Raw genomic sequence first — 22,219 nt, forward strand, 5'->3', positions numbered from 1 at the left:
CGTTTGAGCGGGCGGGGATTGTTCCTGGGTCGTTGCGTGGTTCGCGTACGGGGGTGTTTGCGGGGACGAATGGTCAGGATTACACGGGGTTGTTGATGGCGTCGGGTGAGGAGGATTTGGGGGGGTATATCGGTACGGGTAATGCGGCGAGTGTGGTGTCGGGGCGGTTGTCGTACACGTTTGGTCTTGAGGGTCCTGCGGTGACGGTGGATACGGCGTGTTCGGCGTCGTTGGTGGCATTGCATTTGGCGGTGCAGTCGTTGCGTGCGGGTGAGTGTGATGTGGCGTTGGCGGGTGGTGTGACGGTGATGTCGACGCCGGGGCTGTTTGTGGATTTCAGTCGGCAGCGGGGGTTGGCTGCTGATGGCCGGTGCAAGGCGTTTTCGGATGCTGCGGATGGTGCGGGGTTTTCCGAGGGTGTGGGTTTGTTGGTGGTGGAGCGGTTGTCGGATGCCCGGCGCAATGGTCATCAGGTGTTGGCTGTGGTGGCGGGTAGTGCGGTGAATCAGGATGGTGCGTCGAATGGTTTGACGGCGCCGAATGGTCCGTCGCAGCAGCGGGTGATCCGGCAGGCGCTGGCCGGGGCGGGACTGTCTGCGTCCGATGTGGATGCGGTGGAGGCGCACGGCACGGGGACGTCGCTGGGTGACCCGATCGAGGCACAGGCTCTTCTCGCCACCTACGGGCAGGACCGGGACGGGGACCGGCCGCTGTGGCTGGGCTCGGTCAAGTCGAATATCGGGCACACCCAGGCAGCCGCGGGCGTCGCCGGTGTCATCAAGATGGTGCTGGCCTTGCAGCACGGTGTCCTGCCGCAGACCCTGCATGTCGATGAGCCGTCGTCGCATGTGGACTGGTCGGCGGGCGAGGTGCGGTTGCTGACCGAGTCGGTGCAGTGGCCGGAGTCGGGTCGCCCGCGCCGCGCCGGTGTGTCCTCGTTCGGCATCAGCGGCACCAACGCCCACACGATCCTGGAGGAGGCCCCGTCCGGGGACGCCGCCCCTGCCGGGGACGCCGACCCGTCCGGGGACGCCGACCCTGCCGAGGACGCCGCCCCTGCCGGGGACGCCGACCCGTCCCGGGACGCCGACCCTGCCGAGGACATCGCCCCTGCCGAGGAGGTCCGGGCGGCAGCGGAGGTCTCTCCCGCCCCCTGGGTGATCACCGGTAAGACCAGGTCCGCCCTCCGTGCGCAGGCCGCCCGGCTGCTCGCACACGTGGAGAGCTTCCCGGCCCTGCGCACTGCCGATGTGGGGCTGTCGCTGGCCACCACCCGGTCGGTCATGGAACACCGCGCCGTGGTCCTCGGTACGGACCGGGACGAGCTGCTCCGCGGTCTGGCCGCCGTAGCGGCCGACGAAGCCGCGCCGAACGCCGTCACCGGCACGGCAAAGGCAGACGGCAGGCTGGCACTGCTGTTCACGGGACAGGGCGCACAACGGCTCGGAATGGGAGGGGAGTTGTACGGCGCGTTCCCGGCATTCGCGGACGCCTTTGACTCCGTCTGTGCCCACTTCGACAGTGAATTGGCATCGCCGCTGCGGAGTGTGGTCTTCGGTGACGAGGCTGAAGGGACGGGTAATGGGGATGCGGAGGCGCTGAACCAGACCAGTTTCACCCAGCCGGCGTTGTTCGCGATAGAGGTGGCGCTGTTCCGGCTCGCGGAATCGTTCGGAGTCCGGCCCGACTATCTGGTGGGGCATTCCATCGGCGAATTGGCGGCCGCGCATGTGGCGGGTGTCTTGTCGCTGGAGGACGCGTGCCGTCTGGTGGCGGCCCGTGGTCGCCTGATGCAGGCACTGCCGGCGGGTGGCGCGATGGTCGCGCTGCAGGCGACCGAGGATGAGGTGTTGCCGCTGCTGGAGGGCCAGGAGCAGCGGGTGAGTATTGCCGCGGTGAACGGTCCGAAATCGACCGTGATCGCCGGTGAGGAATCCGCCGTGGCGGAGATCGCCGGGCATTTCGAGTCCGAGGGGAGGAAGGTGAAGCGGCTCCAGGTGAGTCACGCCTTCCATTCCCCGCTGATGGATCCGATGCTCGACGAATTCCGTACGGTCGCGGAAAGCGTGTCGTACGAGGAGCCCCGTATCCCGGTGGTCTCGAACGTCTCCGGCACGCTCGCCACGGCCGGAGAATTGACCTCCCCCGACTACTGGGTGCGGCACGTCCGCGGCGCCGTCCGCTTCGCCGACGGCGTCCGGTGGCTGGCGGAGCACGAGGTCACCCGGTTCCTGGAGATCGGGCCGGACGGCACCCTGACCGCCATGGCACAGGGCTGCCTCGACGGCCACACGGACGCGGACCACCTCCTCGTCCCCGCCCTCCGCAAGGACCGACCGGAGGCGGCCGGACTGCTCACCGCCCTCGCCCAGGTGTTCACCGCCGGGACGCCGCTGACCTGGGAGGCCGCCTTCACGGACGGCGATGCCCGCCGCGTCGGTCTGCCGACCTACGCGTTCCAGCGGCACCGCTACTGGCCCAAGCCGCCCGTCTTGCCGACCGGCGACATCAGCTCGGCCGGACTCGGCTCGGCGGACCATCCGCTGCTCGGCGCGGCCGTCGAGGTGGCCGGTTCGGACGCCTTCCTCTTCACCGGAAGGCTGTCGCTGCACACCCACCCGTGGCTCGGCGACCATGCGGTGACCGGGACCGTCCTGTTCCCCGGCACCGGCTTCCTCGAACTGGCCGTCCGCGCCGCCGACGAGGTGGGCTGCGACCGCGTCGACGAGTTCACCATCGCCGCGCCACTCGTCCTGCCCGAGCACGGTGCGGTGCAACTGCAGCTCGCGGTGGAGCCGCCGGACGAGTCCGGACGGCGGACACTGAACCTGTACTCGCGTCCGGAGGATGACCTCGCCGAGCAGCCGTGGGTACTCAACGCCAGCGGCGTGGTGTCCACCGGAGCAGCGGCGGACCAGGACGAGCCGTACGACTTCACGGTCTGGCCGCCGCGTGACGCGGAAGCCACCTCGGTCGATGACTTCTACGGTCGTTTCGCCGAGGCCGGCTTCGCCTACGGTCCGGTCTTCCGCGGACTGAAGGCCGTCTGGCAGCGGGGTGACGAGATCTTCGCCGAGGTCGGACTGCCGGAGGAGCACGACGGGATGGCCGGTGCGTTCGGACTGCATCCCGCGCTGCTCGACTCCGCGCTGCACGCGATGATGTTTGTGTCCATGGAGGATGTCGGCCGCGGACGGCTGCCGTTCTCCTGGAACGGCGTGTGCTTGAAGGCCGCCGGAGCTATCGCCCTCCGTGTGCGCCTGGTGCAGGCCGGACCCGAGTCCGTCTCGCTCGAACTGGCCGACCCCTCAGGGGGTGTGGTCGCCTCCGTCGAGTCGCTGACGCTCCGTCAGGTATCCGGTGAGCAGATGAGCGGCGGCGCGGCCTACCACGATGCGCTGTTCCAGGTGGACTGGAACACCGTGCCGATGCCCACCGCGCAGTCCGACGAGCGGTGGGCGGTCGTCGGGGACATGGCTCTGGCCGTGGCCCTGGATGGCACCGGCGTACGGGTGGAGGCAACGGACGGCCTTGGCGAGCTCGCCGACGAGGTGCCCCCCGTGGTGCTGTTCAGCTCCACCAGGACAGCGGACCCGGCCGACGCGGCTGCGGGGGCGCACACCGCCGCCCACGACACGCTCGCGCTGCTCCAGAAGTGGCTGGCAGACGAGCGCTTCGCCGCCTCCCGGCTGGTCATCCTCACGCATGGCGCCGTGAGCACCTCGGACGCGGACCACCCGGACCCGGCGCAGGCCGCCGTCTGGGGCCTGGTGCGGGCCGCCGGGGTCGAAAACCCGGGCCGGTTCACGCTCCTCGACCTCGACGGCACGGCGGCCTCGGCCGAGGCCGTGCCCGGCGCGCTCGCGAGCGGAGAGCCCGAGGTCGCAATACGGGCGGGAGCGCTGCACGTACCGCGGCTGGCCCGGGTCGCGTCCACGGAGGCACTGCGCCGGCCCGACGCGGACGGGGACGCCTGGCGGCTCGACATCGCCGACAAGGGCACCCTGGACAATCTGCTCCTGGCCGAATGCCCGGAGGCGGAAGCCGAGTTGGCGGCCGGACAGGTACGCATCGGGGTGCGTGCGGGAGGCGTCAACTTCCGCGATGTGCTCAACGCGCTGGGGATGTACCCCGGCGAGGCCGGCGCACTCGGCAGTGAGGGCGCCGGGGTGGTGCTGGAGGTCGGTCCCGGAGTACCGGACCTGCAACCGGGTGACCGGGTGATGGGCATGTTCTTCGGCGCCTTCGGACCCCTGGCGGTGGCCGACCGCCGTCTGCTGGCCCGCATACCCGAGGACTGGTCGTTCGCGCAGGCCGCATCCGTTCCCGTTGTGTTCCTGACGGCGTACTACGCGCTGGTGGAACTCGGCGACGTGCAGGCGGGCGAGTCGGTGCTCGTGCACTCCGCAGCGGGTGGTGTGGGCATGGCTGCGGTGCAGTTGGCGCGGCATCTGGGTGCGGAGGTGTTCGGGACGGCGAGTCCGGGGAAGTGGGGGACGCTGCGCAGGTCGGGTCTGGACGAGGCGCATATCGCGTCCTCGCGTGATCTGGACTTCGAGGGAGCGTTCCTGGCGGAGACTGCGGGCCGGGGTGTGGATGTGGTGCTGGATTCCCTGGCGCGGGAGTTCGTGGACGCCTCGCTGCGGTTGCTGCCGCGGGGCGGGCGGTTCCTGGAGATGGGCAAGACCGACATCCGTGACCCGCAGGAGGTCGCGGCCGCGCACGAGGGCGTGCACTACCGGGCGTTCGACCTGTGGGAGGCCGGGCCCGAGCGGATCGGGGAGATGCTGACCGCACTCCTCGACCTCTTCGAGCGGGGCGCGCTGCGGCCCCTGCCGGTGACGGCCTGGGACGTACGCAGGGCCCCGGAGGCCTTCCGGTACCTCAGCCAGGCCCGGCACATCGGCAAGGTCGTGCTGACCGTGCCGGCTCCCCTCGACCCGCAGGGCACGGCCCTGGTGACCGGTGGTACGGGTGGTCTGGGCGCACTGGTGGCCCGGCACCTGGTGACAGAGCACGGCATCCGCCACCTCCTGCTGGCCAGCCGGCGTGGAGAGCAGGCGCCTGGTGTGGACGCACTGCGCGACGAACTCGCCGCCCTCGGCGCCGAGGTCACCGTCGCCGCGTGCGACAGCGCCGACCGCGAGGCACTGCGCGGGCTCCTGGACTCCGTACCGCCGCAGCACCCGCTGACCGCGGTCGTGCACACGGCCGGTGTGCTGGACGACGGCGTCCTGTCCTCGCTGACACCACAGAGGCTGGACACCGTGCTCGCGCCGAAGGTGGACGCGGTGAGCAACCTGCACGAGCTGACCCGGCACGAGGATCTGGCGGCGTTCGTCGTCTTCTCCTCGGTGGCGGGGACGTTCGGCAGCGCCGGGCAGGCCAACTATGCGGCGGCGAACGCCTTCGTGGATGCGCTGGCCTGCCGGCGCGGCGGGCTGGGGCTCCCCGCACAGTCGCTGGCGTGGGGTGCCTGGGCTCCCGGCGTCGGCATGACGGGCGAGCTGAGCGAAGCCGATATACAGCGCATGGCGCGCGGCGGCATGCTTCCGCTCACCCCGGAACAGGGGCTCGGCCTGCTCGACACCACACGGGACCTGGCCCGTCCCCTGCTGCTGCCGATGAACCTCGATACGGCGCCCCTGCGGGCGCATCCCGAGGCCGTACCGCCGCTGCTGCGCGGTCTGGTCCGGGCACCCGCCCGCCGCGGGACGGCGACCGCCGTTGCGGCGAAGGGTACGGAAGCATCGCAGGATCTCGCAGCGCGATTGGCCGCGCTGCCTCCGGCAGACCGCGAACAGCATCTGCTCGACCTGGTCTGCACCCAGGTGGCCCTCGTCCTCGGACACGGATCCGCCGAGGACATCGAACCCGACCAGGCCTTCAAGGAGCTGGGCTTCGACTCGCTGACGGCGGTGGAACTCCGTAACCACCTCAACGCGGCGACCCAGCTGAGGCTGCCCGCCACCCTCGTCTTCGACTACCCGACACCCCTCGTCCTGGTGCGCCATGTCCTGGACGAGATCGACCTGCCCGAGACCTCGGGGGCACAGCCGATCCTCGGCGAACTCACCCGGCTTGAGGCAGCGCTGGCCGGTGCCACGGTCGGTGACGAGGAACGGGCCGAGATCACCGACCGGCTGCGGGCGCTGACCGCGCAATGGCAGGGCGGAGGAAAGCAGGAGCAAGACGCGGATCCGTACACGGAAACCGATGAGGACGACGGCGAGCTGGCATCGGCATCGACCGCCGGCGAACTGTTCGACCTCATCGACAAGGAATTGGGAACGTCGTGACCGGACGCGGGGAACCGCTCGGCTCTGTTCGAGGATGTGACGTTGGTGGCTGCTGACGACGAGAAGTACATGGAGTACCTGAAGCGGGTGACGACCGAGCTCAAGCAGACCCGTCGCCAGCTTCGCGAAGCCGAGGGCAGGGACCAGGAGCCCATCGCCATCGTCGCGATGAGCTGCCGCTACCCCGGAAGCGTGCGTACTCCGGAAGACCTGTGGCAGCTGGTCGCCGAAGAAGGGGACGCTGTCTCCGGCTTCCCGGTCGACCGTGGCTGGGACGTCGACGCGGCCTACGACCCGGACCCGGAGAAGCCGGGCTCGATCAATGTGCGCGAAGGCGGCTTTCTCCACGACGCGGGGTACTTCGACCCGGCGTTCTTCGGGATGAGCCCGCGGGAGGCGCTGGCCACCGACCCGCAGCAGCGACTGCTGCTCGAAGTGGCCTGGGAGGCCTTCGAACGCGCGGGAATCGACCCGGCGTCGGTGCGCGGCTCCAACGGCGGAGTATTCGTCGGCGCCGCCACCTCCGGGTACGGCATCGGCGTCGCCGACCTGCCCGAAGGCGTTCAGGGGCTGCTCCTCGCCGGGAACGCCACCTCCGTGGCCTCCGGCCGGATCGCCTACACCCTCGGCCTCGAAGGCCCCGCCGTCACGGTCGACACGGCCTGCTCCTCCTCGCTGGTCGCTCTGCACTGGGCCTGCCATGCCCTGCGCCGCGGCGAATGCGATCTGGCGCTGGCCGGCGGGGTCGCCGTGATGTGCACCCCCGCCATGTTCTTCGAGTTCAGCAGGCAGCGCGGCCTGGCTGCCGATGGCCGCTGCAAGCCGTTCTCCGACGACGCGGACGGCACCGGCTGGTCGGAGGGCGCCGGCATGCTGCTCGTCGAGCGGCTCTCCGACGCGCGGAAGAACGGCCATCCGGTGCTGGCCGTCGTCCGGGGCACAGCCATCAACTCCGACGGTGCGTCCAACGGCCTGACCGCCCCCAACGGCCCCTCGCAGCAGCGGGTGATCCGGTCCGCGCTGTCCCGGGCGGGGCTGTCGGCGAGCGATGTCGACGCCGTCGACGCCCACGGGACGGGTACCTCGCTGGGTGACCCCATCGAGGCACAGGCACTGCTCGCCACGTATGGGAAGGACCGCGCGGACCACGGACCGCTGCGGCTCGGCTCGCTCAAATCCAACATCGGCCACACCCAGTCGGCGGCCGGTGTCGGCAGCGTCATCAAGATGGTGATGGCCATGCACCACGGGACGCTCCCGAAGAGCCTGCACATCTCCGAGCCGTCCCGCCACATCGAGTGGACGGCCGGCGAGGTCGAGGTGCTGAACGAGGCGATGCCCTGGCAGCAGGACGGTCGCCCGCGCCGCGCCGGCGTCTCCTCGTTCGGCATCAGCGGCACCAACGCACACGCCATTCTGGAGGAGGCACCGGAGGCCGAGGACGCCCCGGCAGCGGAGGACGGCGGCGAGCCCGCGCGCGCCCTGCCCCTCGTCCCCTGGGTGGTGTCCGCCCGCAGTGCGACGGCTCTTCGCGCACAAGCGGCACAGCTGCTGACGCGGGTCAAGCAGGACGAGCTGGACCTGACCGATGTCGGCCACTCCCTGACCACCACGCGGAGCGCATTCGAACACCGCGCCGTGGTACTCGCCGAGGACCGGGCCGCCGCCCTGCGCGGCCTGGAGGAACTGGCCACCACAGGCATCGAGGGACCGAACGCCGACGTCGTGGGCGGCCGCACGATGCGCGGTGCCACCGCCTTCCTGTTCACCGGTCAGGGCTCCCAACATGCCGGAATGGGGAGGGAGTTGTACGCGGCCTTCCCAGTCTTCGCCGCGGCATTCGACGAGACGTGCACGCTCCTCGACACCCATCTGGAGCGACGCCTGCGAGACGTCCTCTTCGGCGAGGACTCCGATGCTCTCCACCGGACAGCCTTCACCCAGCCCGCGCTGTTCGCCGTGGAAGTGGCGCTCTACCGTCTGATCGAGTCCTGGGGCCTCAAGCCCAAATACCTGGTGGGTCATTCCGTTGGTGAGTTGGTGGCGGCGCATGTGGCGGGTGTGTTGTCGCTGGAGGATGCGTGCCGTCTGGTCGCTGCCCGTGGGCGGTTGATGCAGGCGTTGCCGGCGGGTGGGGCGATGGTGTCGCTTCAGGCGTCGGAGGACGAGGTGTTGCCGCTGCTGGAGGGGCTTGAGCAGCGGGTGAGTGTTGCTGCGGTGAATGGTCCGGAGGCGGTGGTGGTGTCCGGTGAGGAGTCGGCGGTTGCTGAGATCGCCGGGCGTTTTGAGTCCGAGGGTCGGAAGGTGAAGCGGCTGCGGGTGAGTCATGCCTTCCACTCGCCGTTGATGGAGCCGATGCTGGACGAGTTCCGGGTGGTCGCGGAGAGCGTGGCGTATGCGGAGCCGCGTATCCCGGTGGTCTCGAATGTGACCGGTGAACTCGCCACGGCGGAGCAGCTGATGTCTCCCGATTACTGGGTGCGGCATGTGCGGGATGCCGTCCGGTTCGCCGACGGTGTCCGTTGGCTCGCAGAACACGGCGTGACTCGGCTCCTGGAGCTGGGCCCCGGAGGAACCCTGACCGCGATGGCACAGGCCTGCCTCTCGGACGCGGGGGACGACGACACCGAGCGGATGTTCCTCGCCTCCCTGCGGACAAACCGGCCCGAGACCACGTCGCTGATGTCGGCGATGGCCGGCGCCTTCGCGTCGGGCGCACCGATCGACTGGGCGGCGTACTTCGCGGGCACCGGGGCGCAGCGGGTGGATCTGCCCACGTACGCATTCCAGCGCGAGCGCTACTGGCTGGAATCGACGGGCGCCACACCCGAGCCGCGCGAGCAGTCCGTCGTGGACGGCTGGCGGTACCGGGTGGAGTGGAAGCCGCTGGTGGCGCAGCCGGGTGGGGTGCTGGGTGGTCGTTGGCTTGCGGTGGTGGGCGCGGGTGAGGTGTGGTCCGAGGCTGTGGTGGAGGGGTTGGCGGCGTGTGGTGTGGCGGTTGAGCGGGTGGAGTGTGTCGCGGGGGAGGTGGACCGGGGGTTGTTGGCTGAGCGGGTGCGTGAGGTGGCTGGTGGGGAGCCGGTTGCTGGTGTGTTGGTGGTGGGTGTCGCGGATGTGGTGCGTACTGCGGTGGTGGTGCAGGCGTTGGGGGATGCGTGTGTGGGTGGGCGTGTGTGGGTGGTGACGCGGGGGGCTGTCGCGGTGGGTCGGTCGGATGGTGGTCCGAATCCGGTGGGTGCTGCGGTGTGGGGTCTGGGTCGGGTGGCTGCTTTGGAGTTGCCGGATCGTTGGGGCGGTCTGGTGGATCTTCCGGAGACCGTGGACCGTAGGGCTCTTGATCGGCTCGTGGGTGTTCTGGCCGATGGTGGCGAGGATCAGGTGGCGGTGCGGTCGTCGGGTGTGTTCGGGCGGCGGCTGGTTCATGCTCCGGCTCCTGTTGTGGACGCGGAGGGTGGTTGGCGGCCGCGGGGGACGGTGCTGATTACGGGTGGTACGGGCGCGCTCGGTGCTCGTGTGGCGCGCTGGGTGGCCGAGCGTGGTGCGGAGCATGTCGTCTTGACCAGTCGTCGTGGTCTGGAGGCTCCTGGTGCGGTGGAGTTGGAGGCGGAGCTGTCGGCGCTCGGGGCGCGGGTGACGGTGGCGGCCTGCGATGTCGTGGATCGGGGTGCGGTTGAGCAGCTGCTGGCCGGGTGTGCCGTGGACGCCGTCGTTCATGCGGCGGGTGTGGTGGATTCCGTGCCGTTGGGGGATGCGGGTGCGGAGCATTTTGCTGAGGTGATGGGGGCGAAGGTTGCCGGTGCTGTGGTGCTGGATGAGGTGCTGGGTGACCGTGCGCTGGATGCGTTTGTGGTGTTCTCGTCGATCGCTGGTGTGTGGGGCAGCGGTGGCCAGGCGGCGTATGCGGCAGGCAATGCCTTCGTCGAGGGGTTGGTGGAGGCGCGTCGTGCGCGGGGTGTGGTGGGTTGTGCGGTGGCGTGGGGTCCATGGGCCGGCGGTGGGATGGCCGACGTGGAAGACGCGGAGGAGCACCTGCTGCGTCGGGGGCTGAGGGCTCTGGATCCGGCTCTTGCGGTGTCGGCGTTGGAGTCGGTGGTTGGTGCGGGTGAGGGTTCGGTAGTCGTGGCGGATGTGGAGTGGGAGCGGTTTGCTCCGGCGTTCACGAGTGCCCGTCCGAGTCCGTTGCTGGGGGAGCTGCCTGAGGTGCGGGCGGCGCTGGCTGACGGCGGCAATGCCGGTGGTGAGGGTTCTGGTGCTGGGGTGGTGGTGCGGGAGCGCTTGGCGGGGCTGTCGGTTGTGGAGCGGGAGCGGGCGCTGCTGGAGCTGGTACGTACCCACGCCGCAGCAGTCCTCGGCTACCACAAGCCGGAGTCGCTTGAAGCACGGTCTGCCTTCCGGGACTTGGGCTTTGACTCGCTGACCGCTGTGGAGCTGCGCGGCCGGCTGAACACCGAAACCGGTCTGCGGCTGCCCGCCACCGTCGTCTTCGACTATCCGTCGCCGGTCGATCTGGCGCGGTTCCTGGGCGATGAGTTGTTCGGGACCGGGACGGATGTGGTGTCCGGTCTGCCGGTGCTGGCGTCCACCTCGGACGATCCGGTGGTCATCGTCGGGATGAGCTGCCGGCTTCCCGGTGGGGTGGCCAGTCCCGAGGACCTATGGCGGCTGGTGGCCGGGGCCGAGGACGCGATCTCCGAGCTTCCTCATGACCGCGGCTGGGACCTCGATGCCCTCTATGACCCGACCCCGGGCCAGCCAGGGAAGAGCTATTCACGTCATGGCGGATTCGTCAGTGGCGTCGACCAGTTCGACCCGGCGTTCTTCGGTATCAGCCCACGTGAAGCGGTCGCGATCGACCCGCAGCAGCGACTGCTGCTGGAGTCCTCCTGGGAGGCGCTTGAGCGTTCCGGCATTGATCCGCAGACGTTGCGGGGGAGCCGGGCCGGGGTCTTCGTCGGCTCCAACGGCCAGGACTACCCCGCCCTGCTGCTGAGCACTCCGGAGGGCCAGGACGGCTACCTCGGTACCGGGAATGCAGCAGCTGTGGTGTCGGGTCGGGTGTCGTATGCGCTGGGTCTGGAGGGGCCGGCGGTGACGGTGGACACGGCGTGTTCCTCGTCGCTGGTCGCCCTGCACCTGGCCGTGCAGGCCCTGCGCTCGGGCGAATGTGATCTGGCCCTTGCCGGCGGTGTGACCGTGATGTCGACGCCGGGTGCGTTCATCGAATTCAGCCAGCAGCGTGGCCTTGCCGCTGATGGTCGGTGCAAGGCGTTCTCGGACGCTGCGGATGGCACCGGTTGGGCTGAGGGTGCTGGTGTGTTGGTGGTGGAGCGGCTGTCGGATGCGCGGCGTAACGGTCATCGGGTGTTGGCTGTGGTGGCGGGTAGTGCGGTGAATCAGGATGGTGCGTCGAATGGTTTGACGGCGCCGAATGGTCCGTCGCAGCAGCGGGTGATCCGGCAGGCGCTGGCGGGTGCCGGACTGTCGCCGTCGGATGTCGATGTGGTCGAGGCACACGGGACGGGGACGTCGCTGGGTGACCCGATCGAGGCGCAGGCGCTGCTTGCTACGTACGGGCAGGACCGGGACGAGGACCGGCCGTTGTGGCTTGGTTCGGTGAAGTCGAATATCGGGCATACGCAGGCGGCTGCGGGTGCGGCGGGTGTCATCAAGATGGTGCTGGCGCTACAGCACGGTGTGCTCCCGCAGACCCTGCATGCTGACGAGCCGTCGTCGCATGTGGACTGGTCGGCGGGCGACGTGCGTCTGCTCACCGAGGCTGTGGCGTGGCCGGAGGAGGAGCGGCTGCGTCGGGCCGGGGTGTCGGCGTTCGGAGTGAGCGGCACCAATGCGCATGTGGTGATCGAGCAGGCTCCGGTGGAGGAGAGTGCGGAAGCCGGGCCGTTGGATGTGCTCGGGGGTGTGGTGCCGTGGGTGGTCTCGGCGCGGAGTCGGGAGGGGCTGCGGGCGCAGGCGCAGCGGTTGTTGGCGCATGTGGAGGCCCGTCCTGAACTCGGCTTGTCTGAGGTGGGGTTCGCCCTGGCCACGACACGTTCGGCGTTTGAACACCGGGCTGTCGCCCTCGGCACCGAGCACAGTGCGCTGATTGACGGACTCAGGGCGTTGGCCACAGGGGGCGAAGCTGCTTCCGTAGTGAGCGGTCTGGCTGCGCCCGAAGCGCGACTGGCTCTGCTGTTCACCGGGCAGGGTGCGCAGCGGCTGGGGATGGGTCGCGAGTTGTATGACGCGTTCCCGGTCTTCGCGGATGCTTTTGACGCTGTCTGTGTGCACTTTGATGGCGAGCTGGCTTCGCCGCTGCGGGATGTGGTGTTCGGCGAGGATGCGGAGCGGCTGAATCAGACAGGGGTCACTCAGCCGGCGTTGTTCGCGGTGGAGGTGGCGCTGTTCCGATTGATGGAGTCGTTCGGTGTGCGGCCTGACTATCTGGTGGGTCATTCCATCGGTGAGTTGGTGGCCGCGCATGTGGCGGGCGTGCTGTCCCTCCCGGACGCGTGCCGTCTGGTGGCGGCGCGTGGCCGATTGATGCAGGCGCTTCCGGCGGGCGGCGCGATGGTCGCCCTTCAGGCCACCGAGGACGAGGTGCTGCCGCTGCTGGAAGGCCAGGAGCAGCGGGTGAGCATCGCCGCCGTGAACGGTCCGCGGTCGGTTGTGGTCTCCGGTGAGGAATCGGCGGTTGCCGAGATCGCCGGGCGTTTCGAGTCCGACGGCCGGAAGGTGAAGCGACTCAAGGTCAGCCACGCCTTCCACTCGCCGCTGATGAAGCCGATGCTCGACGAGTTCCGTGCCGTCGCGGAAAGCGTGTCGTACGCGGAGCCCCGTATCCCGGTGGTTTCGAATCTGACCGGCACGCTGGCCGCGCCGCAGGAGCTGACCTCCCCCGACTACTGGGTGCGACACGTCCGTGAGGCCGTCCGCTTCGCCGATGGCATCCGGTGGTTGGCGGAGCACGAGGTCACCCGGTTCCTGGAGATCGGGCCGGACGGCACCCTGACCGCCATGGCACAGGGCTGCCTCGACAGTGACGCGTACGCGGAGCCGGACGGGGAGCTCGACGCGGACTATGTCCTCATCCCCACCCTGCGCGGCGACGACCGCGGCGAGATATCCGCCGTACTCTCCGCCGCCGGACGGGCCTTCGCCCACGGCATCGCCATCAACTGGCAGACCTTCTTCCCCTCCACAGCCCCCGCCACCGAAAGCACTACCACCGAAAGCACCACCACCACTCCCACTCCCGCCCCCACCCCCATCGCCCTCCCCACCTACGCCTTCCAACACCAGCGCTACTGGCCCCGGTTCACGGGCCTGCCGGCCGGTGATCTCGGTTCTGCCGGGCTGGAGTCCGCCCAGCACCCCTTGCTGGGTGCTGCCGTCTCCCTGGCCGGCGGCGCGGACGGTACGGACGGCTTCGACTACGCCTACGGCTCAGCCGAGGGCGGCGCCGTGGTGTTCACGGGGCGGGTGTCCGTCGCTGCGCAGCCCTGGATCGCCGAGCATTGCGTCTCGGGCTCGGTCCTGCTCCCCGGTACCGCCTTCCTGGAGATGGCCGTCCGCGCCGGGGACCAGGTCGGCTGCGGGCAGGTGGAGGAACTGACGCTGCAGGCGCCGCTGGTCCTGCCGGAGCGGGGTGCCGTACAGCTCCAGGTGGCCGTCGGGGCCGCGGACGAGACCGGGCGCCGGACGCTGAACGTCTACTCCCGGCCGCAGGATGCGCAGGCCGGCCAGCCCTGGGTACGCCATGCCGTCGGTGTACTCGGCACGGACGGTGCGGCTCCCGGGGCCGACCTGTCCCAGTGGCCGCCCGCCGGTGCGGAGCCCGTCTCCGTCGAGGGGCTGTACGAGGGGCTGACGGCCGCGGGGTTCGGCTATGGCCCGGTTTTCCGTGGTCTGCGCCAGGTATGGAGCCGTGGTGACGAGTTGTTCGCCTCGGTCGAACTTCCGGAGAGCGCCGTCGCCGAGGCGGCCGGCTTCGGGCTGCACCCGGCATTGCTGGACTCGGTGCTGCACGCGCTCGGACTCGTGGAGTCGGACCGGGTGGACGAGGACCGGGTGGACGAGGACCGGGCGGACGAAGGCCGGGGCAGGCTGCCCTTCTCCTGGTCGGGTGCGACGCTGCACGCGTCCGGAGCGTCGGTGCTCCGTGCCCGGCTGACCGTGCACGGCCCCGACTCGGTCGCCCTGGAGCTGGCCGACGCCTCGGGCGGACCCGTCGCGACGATCGACTCACTGGTCCTGCGCCCCGTGTCGGCCGACGGGATCGCCCAGGCCAAGGCAGACGGGCAGGACACCGCGCTGCACACGATGGACTGGGTCCCGCTGCCGGAGCCCGCGGGGTCCGCCGGGTCCGCCGCACCCGCGGTAACCGTCGATGCGGCCATCGACCTGCGCGACGCCGCCGACCGCACCGACCGCACCGACCGCCGACTCGATCTCTCCGCGATCGGCGCGTCCGTCTACCCGGACCTCGGTGCGCTTCCCCAGAACGAAGTGCCTTCGCACGTCCTGCTGCGGTTGGATGCTCCTGACGGCGACCCGGCTGCCGCCGCACACACCGCGACCCATCGGGCGCTGGCGCTGCTCCACGCATGGCTGGCCGAGGAGCGGTTCGCCGCGGCCCGGCTGGTCGTCGTCACCCAGGGCGCGGTCACCGTGGACGAGCAGCGACCGGACCCGGCGCTGGCCGCCGTCTGGGGGCTCGTCCGGTCGGCGCGTTCGGAGAACCCGGACCGGTTCACGCTGGTCGATCTCGACGGGGCGGGCGAGTCCCTCGCCGCGCTCCCCGCCGCACTGGCCGGCGACGAGCCCGAACTGGCCGTACGTGCAGGCCAGGTGTACGTCCCGAGGCTCAGCAGGCACGTACGGCCCGATGCGCTGCCGGTGCCCGGGGAGAGCGGGGCGTGGTGCCTGGACATCGCGGAGAAGGGCACGCTGGCGAACCTGCGTCTCGCCGAATCACCCACGGCAGAAGCCGAGTTGGGCGCCGGGCAGGTGCGGATCGCGGTGCGTGCCGCCGGTCTGAACTTCCGTGATGTGCTGAACGCGCTCGGCATGTATCCGGGTGACGCCGTGGCCCTGGGGATCGAGGGTGCCGGAGTGGTCACCGAGGTCGGTCCCGGAGTGACCGGGTTCTCCCCGGGCGACCGGGTCATGGGACTGTTCACCCAGTCCTTCGGTCCGCTCGCGGTGGCCGATGCGCGGACCCTCGCCCGCATACCCGAGGGCTGGTCGTTCGCGCAGGCGGCGTCGGTTCCGGTGGTGTTCCTGACGGCCTACTACGCCTTGGTGGACCTGGGGGAGCTCCAGGCGGGCGAGTCGGTGCTGGTGCATGCCGCCGCGGGTGGTGTGGGGATGGCCGCGGTGCAGTTGGCGCGGCACCTGGGTGCGGAGGTGTTCGGGACGGCGAGTCCGGGGAAGTGGGGGACGCTGCGCAGTTCGGGTCTGGACGAGGCGCATATCGCGTCCTCGCGGGAGCTGGACTTCGAGGGAGCGTTCCTGGAGGCGACCGGTGGCCGGGGTGTGGATGTGGTGCTGGATTCCCTGGCGCGGGAGTTCGTGGATGCCTCGCTGCGACTGCTGCCGCGGGGCGGGCGGTTCCTGGAGATGGGCAAGACCGACGTCCGTGACGCACAGGAGGTCGCGGCCGCGCACGAGGGCGTGCGCTACCAGGCGTTCGATCTGTTCGACGCCGGTCCGGAGCGGATCGGGGAGATGCTGACGGCGCTCGTCGCCCTCTTCGAGCAGGGCGTGCTGCGGCCCCTGCCGCTCACCGCGTGGGACGTGCGGAAGGCGCCTGAGGCATTCCGTTACCTCAGCCAGGCCAAGAACGTCGGCAAGGTCGTACTGACGATGCCGGTTCCTCTCGATGCGGAAGGAACGGTCCTGGTCACGGGTGGGACGGGTGGACTGGGCGCGCTGGTGGCCCGGCACCTGGTGGCCGAGCACGGGGTCCGTCATCTGGTGCTGTCCAGTCGCCGGGGGCCGCAGGCTCCGGGTGCCGCCGCACTGCGCGACGAACTCGCCGCCCTCGGCGCCGAGGTCACCGTCGCCGCCTGTGACACCGCGGACCGCGAGGCACTGCGCGGGCTGCTCGGCTCCGTACCGCCGCAGCATCCGCTGACCGCGATCGTGCACACGGCCGGGGTGCTCGACGACGGTGTGCTGTCCTCGATGACGCCCGACCGGCTGGATGCCGTGCTCGTGCCGAAGGCGGACGCGGTGAGCGCACTGCATGAGCTGACCCGGGACGAGGACCTGGCCGCGTTCGTCGTCTTCTCCTCCGTCGCCGGTATGTTCGGCGGCTCGGGGCAGGGCAACTACTCGGCGGCGAATGCCTTCCTGGACGCTTTCGCCCAGGCCAGGCATGGTGCGGGGCTGCCCGCCACGTCACTCGCATGGGGGCCGTGGGCGCCCGGCGCGGGGATGACCGGCGAGCTGGCGGATGCCGATCTGCAGCGCATGGCGCGTGGCGGCATGGTGCCGTTCACCGCCGAGCAGGGCATGGCGGCGTTCGACGCCGCATTCCGTACGGCCGAAGCGGTCTACGCCCCCGTACAGCTCGATCATGCGGCGCTGCGGGCCCCGCAGTCCGCGCCGCCGGCACTCCTGCGTGGTCTGGTGACCGGGTCCGCCCGGCGCTCGGCCGCGTCGGCGGCCTCCGGTGACGCCGCGGAGGGCCTGCGGACCGGGCTGGCCGCGCTGCCGGCCGCCGAGCGGGAACCCGCGGTGCTGGAACTTGTGCGTGCGCAGGCGGCGCTTGTGCTCGGGCACGCCGGACCCGAAGCCGTCGAATCCACCCGGGACTTCCGTGGCCTGGGCATCGACTCGCTCACCGCCGTCGAGCTGCGCAACCGGCTGGGCGCCGCGACGGGTCTGCGGCTGCCGGCGACCCTTGTCTTCGACTACCCGTCGCCGACGGCGCTGGCCCGCCAGGTGTGCACCGAACTGTTCGGGGAGGACGAGGCGGCCGCCGCCCCGGGGGCCGTGGCCGGCCGACCGGCGACCGGCGAGGAGCAGCTCGCCGTGGTCGCCATGAGCTGCCGGTTCCCGGGCGGGGCGGGCAGCCCCGAGGAGTTCTGGCGGCTGCTGGCCGACGGCGTGGACGCGCTGTCGCCGCTGCCGGCCGACCGCGGCTGGCAGACCGGTGACGACGCGGCCCGCGTCGAGGGCGGATTCCTCTACGACAGCGGCGACTTCGACGCGGACTTCTTCGGGATCTCGCCGCGTGAGGCAGTCACCATGGACCCGCAGCAGCGGCTGCTGCTGGAAATCTCGTGGGAGGCACTGGAGCGGGCCGGCATCGACCCGGCGGCGCTGCGCGGCAGCCGCACCGGGGTGTTCGCGGGGACGAACTACCAGGGCTACGGCTCGGCCGCCCACACTCTGCCCGAGGGCTCCGAGGGGCAGCTGCTCACCGGCCACGCCACCAGTGTGACGTCCGGCCGGGTCTCCTACGCCCTCGGTCTCGAAGGCCCCGCCGTCACCGTCGACACGGCCTGTTCGTCGTCGCTGGTGGCGCTGCATCTGGCCGCCCAGGCCCTGCGGCTGGGGGAGTGCGATCTCGCCTTCGCGGGCGGGGTGACCGTGATGGCCACCCCCGGTGCCTTCGTGGAGTTCGGGCGGCAAGGGGGACTGGCCGGCGACGGGCGGTGCAAGGCATTCGCCGACGACGCGGACGGCACCGGCTGGGGCGAGGGCGCGGGCATCGTCCTCGTCGAGCGGCTCTCCGACGCGCGGCGCAACGGGCACCCGGTGCTCGCCGTGCTCCGCGGCTCCGCGGTCAACCAGGACGGGGCGTCGAACGGTCTCACGGCCCCCAACGGCCCGTCCCAGCAGCGGGTCATCCGGTCCGCGCTCGCCAACGCCGGCCTCGGGGCCCACGAGGTGGACGCGGTCGAGGCACATGGCACCGGGACATCGCTGGGTGATCCGATCGAGGCGCAGGCGCTGCTCGCCACCTACGGTCAGGACCGAGCGGCGGACCGGCCGTTGTGGCTCGGGTCGGTGAAGTCGAACATCGGGCACACTCAGGCCGCGGCCGGCATCGCCGGTGTGATCAAGATGGTGCTGGCCCTCCAGAAGGGCGTCCTGCCCCGCACGCTGCATGTCACCGAGCCGTCCTCGCACGTGGACTGGTCGTCCGGTGAGGTGCGGCTGCTGACGCGGGCCGTGGAGTGGCCGCAGTGCGAACTGCGGCGCCGGGCCGCCGTGTCCTCGTTCGGGATCAGCGGCACCAACGCGCATGTGGTGCTCGAACAGTACGGGTCGGTTGACGGCGGACCGGAGGGGACCACTTCGCTCGACGGCGTCGCGCCCGCCGATGTCGTGCGGGCCGGGGACGACGGGGACGACGGGGCCGGCGACCTGCCGGGGCCCGTGGTCTGGCCGCTGTCCGCCCGGTCCGGCGCGGCGCTCCGCGATCAGGCGAAGCGGCTGCGTGCCCACCTCACCGACCGCCCGGACCTGCCGGTAGGCGACCTCGGGTACTCGCTCGCCACCACCCGGGCCGCCTTCGACCACCGCGCGGCGCTGGTCGCCGAGGACCGGGACGCGTTCCTCAAGGGCCTCGCCGCGCTGGCCCGCGGGGAGGACACGGCGGAACTGGTGCGCGGGCGTGCGGACACCGGCGGGAAGCTCGCCTTCCTGTTCAGCGGCCAGGGATCCCAGCGCGCCGGCATGGGACGCGAGCTCCACGCGTGCTTCCCCGCCTATGCGGCGGCCTTCGACGAGGTCTGCGCGGAGTTCGACCGCCACCTCGAACGGCCGCTGCGCGAGGTCGTCTTCGCGGACGAGGGCACGCCCGAGGCCGCGCTGCTCGACCGCACCGCCTACACCCAGCCCGCGCTGTTCGCCGTGGGAACCGCGCTGCACGCGCTCGTCACGTCCTGGGGCATCCGGCCCGACGTCCTGATCGGCCACTCCATCGGCGAGCTGACCGCCGCGCATGCCGCCGGGGTACTGACCCTGGAGGACGCGTGCCGGCTGGTCGCCGCCCGCGGCCGGCTGATGCAGGCACTGCCGGAAGGCGGCGCCATGATCGCCGTACAGGCCGCCGAGGAAGAGGTCTCGCCCCTGCTGGCGGGCCTGGCGGACCGGGCCGGGATCGCCGCGGTGAACGGGCCGTCGGCCGTCGTCGTCTCCGGCGCGCAGGACACCGTCACCGAGATCGCCGGACAGCTGGCCGAGCGCGGGCGAAAGACTAGGCGTTTGCGGGTCAGCCATGCGTTTCACTCTCCACTGATGGACGCGATGCTGGCGGAGTTCGGCGAGATCGCGCGGGGAGCGCGCTATGCACCGCCGCGCCTGACCGTCATCTCCAACCTCACCGGGGAACCGGCGGCCGCCGCCGATCTGACCTCGCCCGACTACTGGGTGCGGCATGTCCGCGAGGCCGTCCGCTTCTGCGACGGCATCCGCCGGCTGGAGGCCGACGGCGTACGGACCTACCTGGAGCTGGGGCCCGACGGCGCGCTGGCCGCCACGGCATGGGAGAGCCTGCGCGCACCCGGCGAGGAGGCCGCCGCGCTGCCCGTGCTGCGGCGCGAACGACCCGAGGTGCGCAGCGCCCTGCTGGCCGCGGCGAGCCTGCACGTCCGCGGTCTCGGCACCGGGCCCGCCGCGCTGTACGGCGAGGGTGCGCGCCGCGTCGAGCTGCCCACCTACGCCTTCCAGCGCCGCCGGTACTGGCTGGAGCCGGCCGGCCCGCAGACCGGGGCCGAGGCGGCGCAGACGGTGGACGACCAGTTCTGGGCCGCCGTGGAGCACGCCGACCCGGGCGAGCTGGCCGAACGTCTCCACCTGGCCGGTGACGCTCCGCTGCGTGAGGTACTGCCCGCGCTGTCCTCGTGGCGCCACCAGCAGCGCGAACGCACCGTCGCCGACGGCTGGGAATACCAGGTCACCTGGCGGCCGGCCGGCGATGCACCGGCTCCCGTACTGTCCGGGACCTGGCTGCTCGCCCACCCCGCGGGCCACGGCGGCCGCGCCTGGGAGACAGCGATCGCGGCCGGGCTCACCGCCCACGGCGCGGCCGCGGTCGTCCCGGTCGAGGTCGACTGCGCCCGCGCCGACCGCACGTCACTCGCCGACCAACTGGGCACACTGCTGGGCGAGTCGGGCCCCGTCGACGGGGTGCTGTCCCTGCTGGGCACCGACGAGGAACCGCACCACAGCGGGCCCGCCACGCCCGGCGGACTCGCCGCGACCATGGCCCTCGTCCAGGCGCTCGACGACCTGGGCACCGGCGCACCACTGTGGTGTGCGACCACCGGAGCCGTCGCGGTGCGCGAGCGCGAGGCCGTGCCGTCCCCCGTCCAGGCCGCCGTCTGGGGCCTGGGACGGGTCGCCGCGCTGGAGCACCCGCAGAGCTGGGGCGGTCTGGTCGACCTGCCCGCGGAGCCCGATGAGCGGGCCGTGGAGCGGCTGTGCGCGGTCCTGGAGGCCGGGACGGGCGAGGACCAGGTCGCCGTACGCGGCTCGGGCGTGTTCGCCCGGCGGCTGGTCCGGGCCCAGTCCCGGGACGCCGCACCCGGCACCGACGAGCCGTGGGCGTGCGCCGGCACCGTACTGATCACCGGCGGCACCGGTGCGCTCGGCGCACACGTGGCCCGCCGGCTGGCAGACCGGGGCGCCGAGCACCTGATACTGGCGGGCCGGCGTGGCGCGCAGGCCGAGGGCGCGGCCGAGCTGCGGGCCGAACTGACCGCCCGGGGCACCCGGGTGACGCTCGCCGCATGCGACGCCGCCGACCGTGACGCGCTGGCGCGGCTGCTGGCCGAACACCCCGTCGACGCGGTGTTCCACGCCGCGGGAGTCCTCGACGACGGGCTGCTCACCGGACTCGACGGGGCCCGCCTGGACGCCGTGCTGCGGTCCAAGATGGCGGCCGCGACGCATCTGCACGAGCTGACCGACGGTCTGACGGCCTTCGTGCTGTTCTCGTCCTTCGCCGGCACGGCAGGGGCGACCGGCCAGGCCAACTACGCCGCCGCCAACGCCTATCTGGACGCCCTCGCCGAGCACCGGCACGCCCTCGGCCTCCCCGCCACCTCCCTCGCATGGGGCCCGTGGGCCGGCGCCGGAATGGCGGCCGGCGGCGCGGGCGACGAGCAACTGGCCGAGCGCCTCACCCGCGGCGGTATGGGCACACTCGACCCGCGGCTCGCGGTCGACGCGCTGGAGCGGGCCCTCACCCGTGGCGACACCACACTGACCGTGGCCGACGTGGACTGGGCGCGGTTCGTACCCGGCTTCACCTCGGTGCGGCCCAGCGCGCTCCTCTCCGACCTGCCGGAGGCCCGGCGGGCGGCCCCGGAACGCGAGCCCGCGGACGGCGACGGGCAGGGCGGTCTGCGGGCGCTGCGCGCACAGCTGGCCGGGCGGAGCGAGACCGACCAGGAACGCGTCCTGGTCACCCTCGTCCGCACCCATGTCGCCGGTGTCCTCGGGTACGACGCGGTGGACGCGATCGACCCGAAGCGGGCCTTCAGCGAACTCGGCTTCGACTCGCTCATGGCCGTCGAGTTGCGCAACCGGCTCGGCCTCGCCACCGGTACGCAGCTTCCGGCCACGCTGCTCTTCGACCACCCGACCGCCGTGGCCCTCGCCGGCCACCTGCGGAGGCGGGTCGCCGCAGGGGACGCGGCCGGAGGACTGCCCGCGCTCGCCGAGCTGGACCGGCTGGAAGGCGTGCTGGGAGAGGTGCCGCAGGACGATCCACAACGCGCCAGGATCGCCTCCCGGCTGCAGATGCTGCTCGCGAAATGGAACGAGCGGCAGGACACGGAAGCAGAGGCGGAGGACGACGCCGGGGTGAGCGACCGGATCAGCTCCGCCACCGCCGACGAGATCTTCGACTTCATCGACAACGACCTCGGCATGTCATGAGCTGCCGACCGCAAGAGCCC

2 protein-coding genes are annotated in these 22,219 nt (G+C 71.5%); both read left to right on the forward strand.

What is annotated here, in order from left to right; all coding sequences use genetic code 11:
* A partial coding sequence (locus AB0C46_RS26285) for a type I polyketide synthase (RefSeq protein WP_362830732.1) occupies positions 1-6,299 on the forward strand: 6,299 nt, incomplete at its 5' end.
* A gap of 69 nt (positions 6,300-6,368) precedes the next feature.
* The gene (locus AB0C46_RS26290) at positions 6,369-22,199 is read left to right on the forward strand and encodes a type I polyketide synthase (RefSeq protein WP_362830844.1); all 15,831 of its coding nucleotides are present in this window, start codon (positions 6,369-6,371) and stop codon (positions 22,197-22,199) included.
* The last annotated feature ends 20 nt before the right edge of the window (positions 22,200-22,219 follow it).

The organism is Streptomyces sp. NPDC048637, from assembly GCF_040650675.1.
GTDB lineage: Bacteria > Actinomycetota > Actinomycetes > Streptomycetales > Streptomycetaceae > Streptomyces.

What these genes read in the sequence shown, in the direction of transcription:
- AB0C46_RS26290 (WP_362830844.1), top strand. Translation starts at nt 6,369, where the DNA reads ATGGAGTACCTGAAGCGGGTGACGACCGAGCTCAAGCAGACCCGTCGC.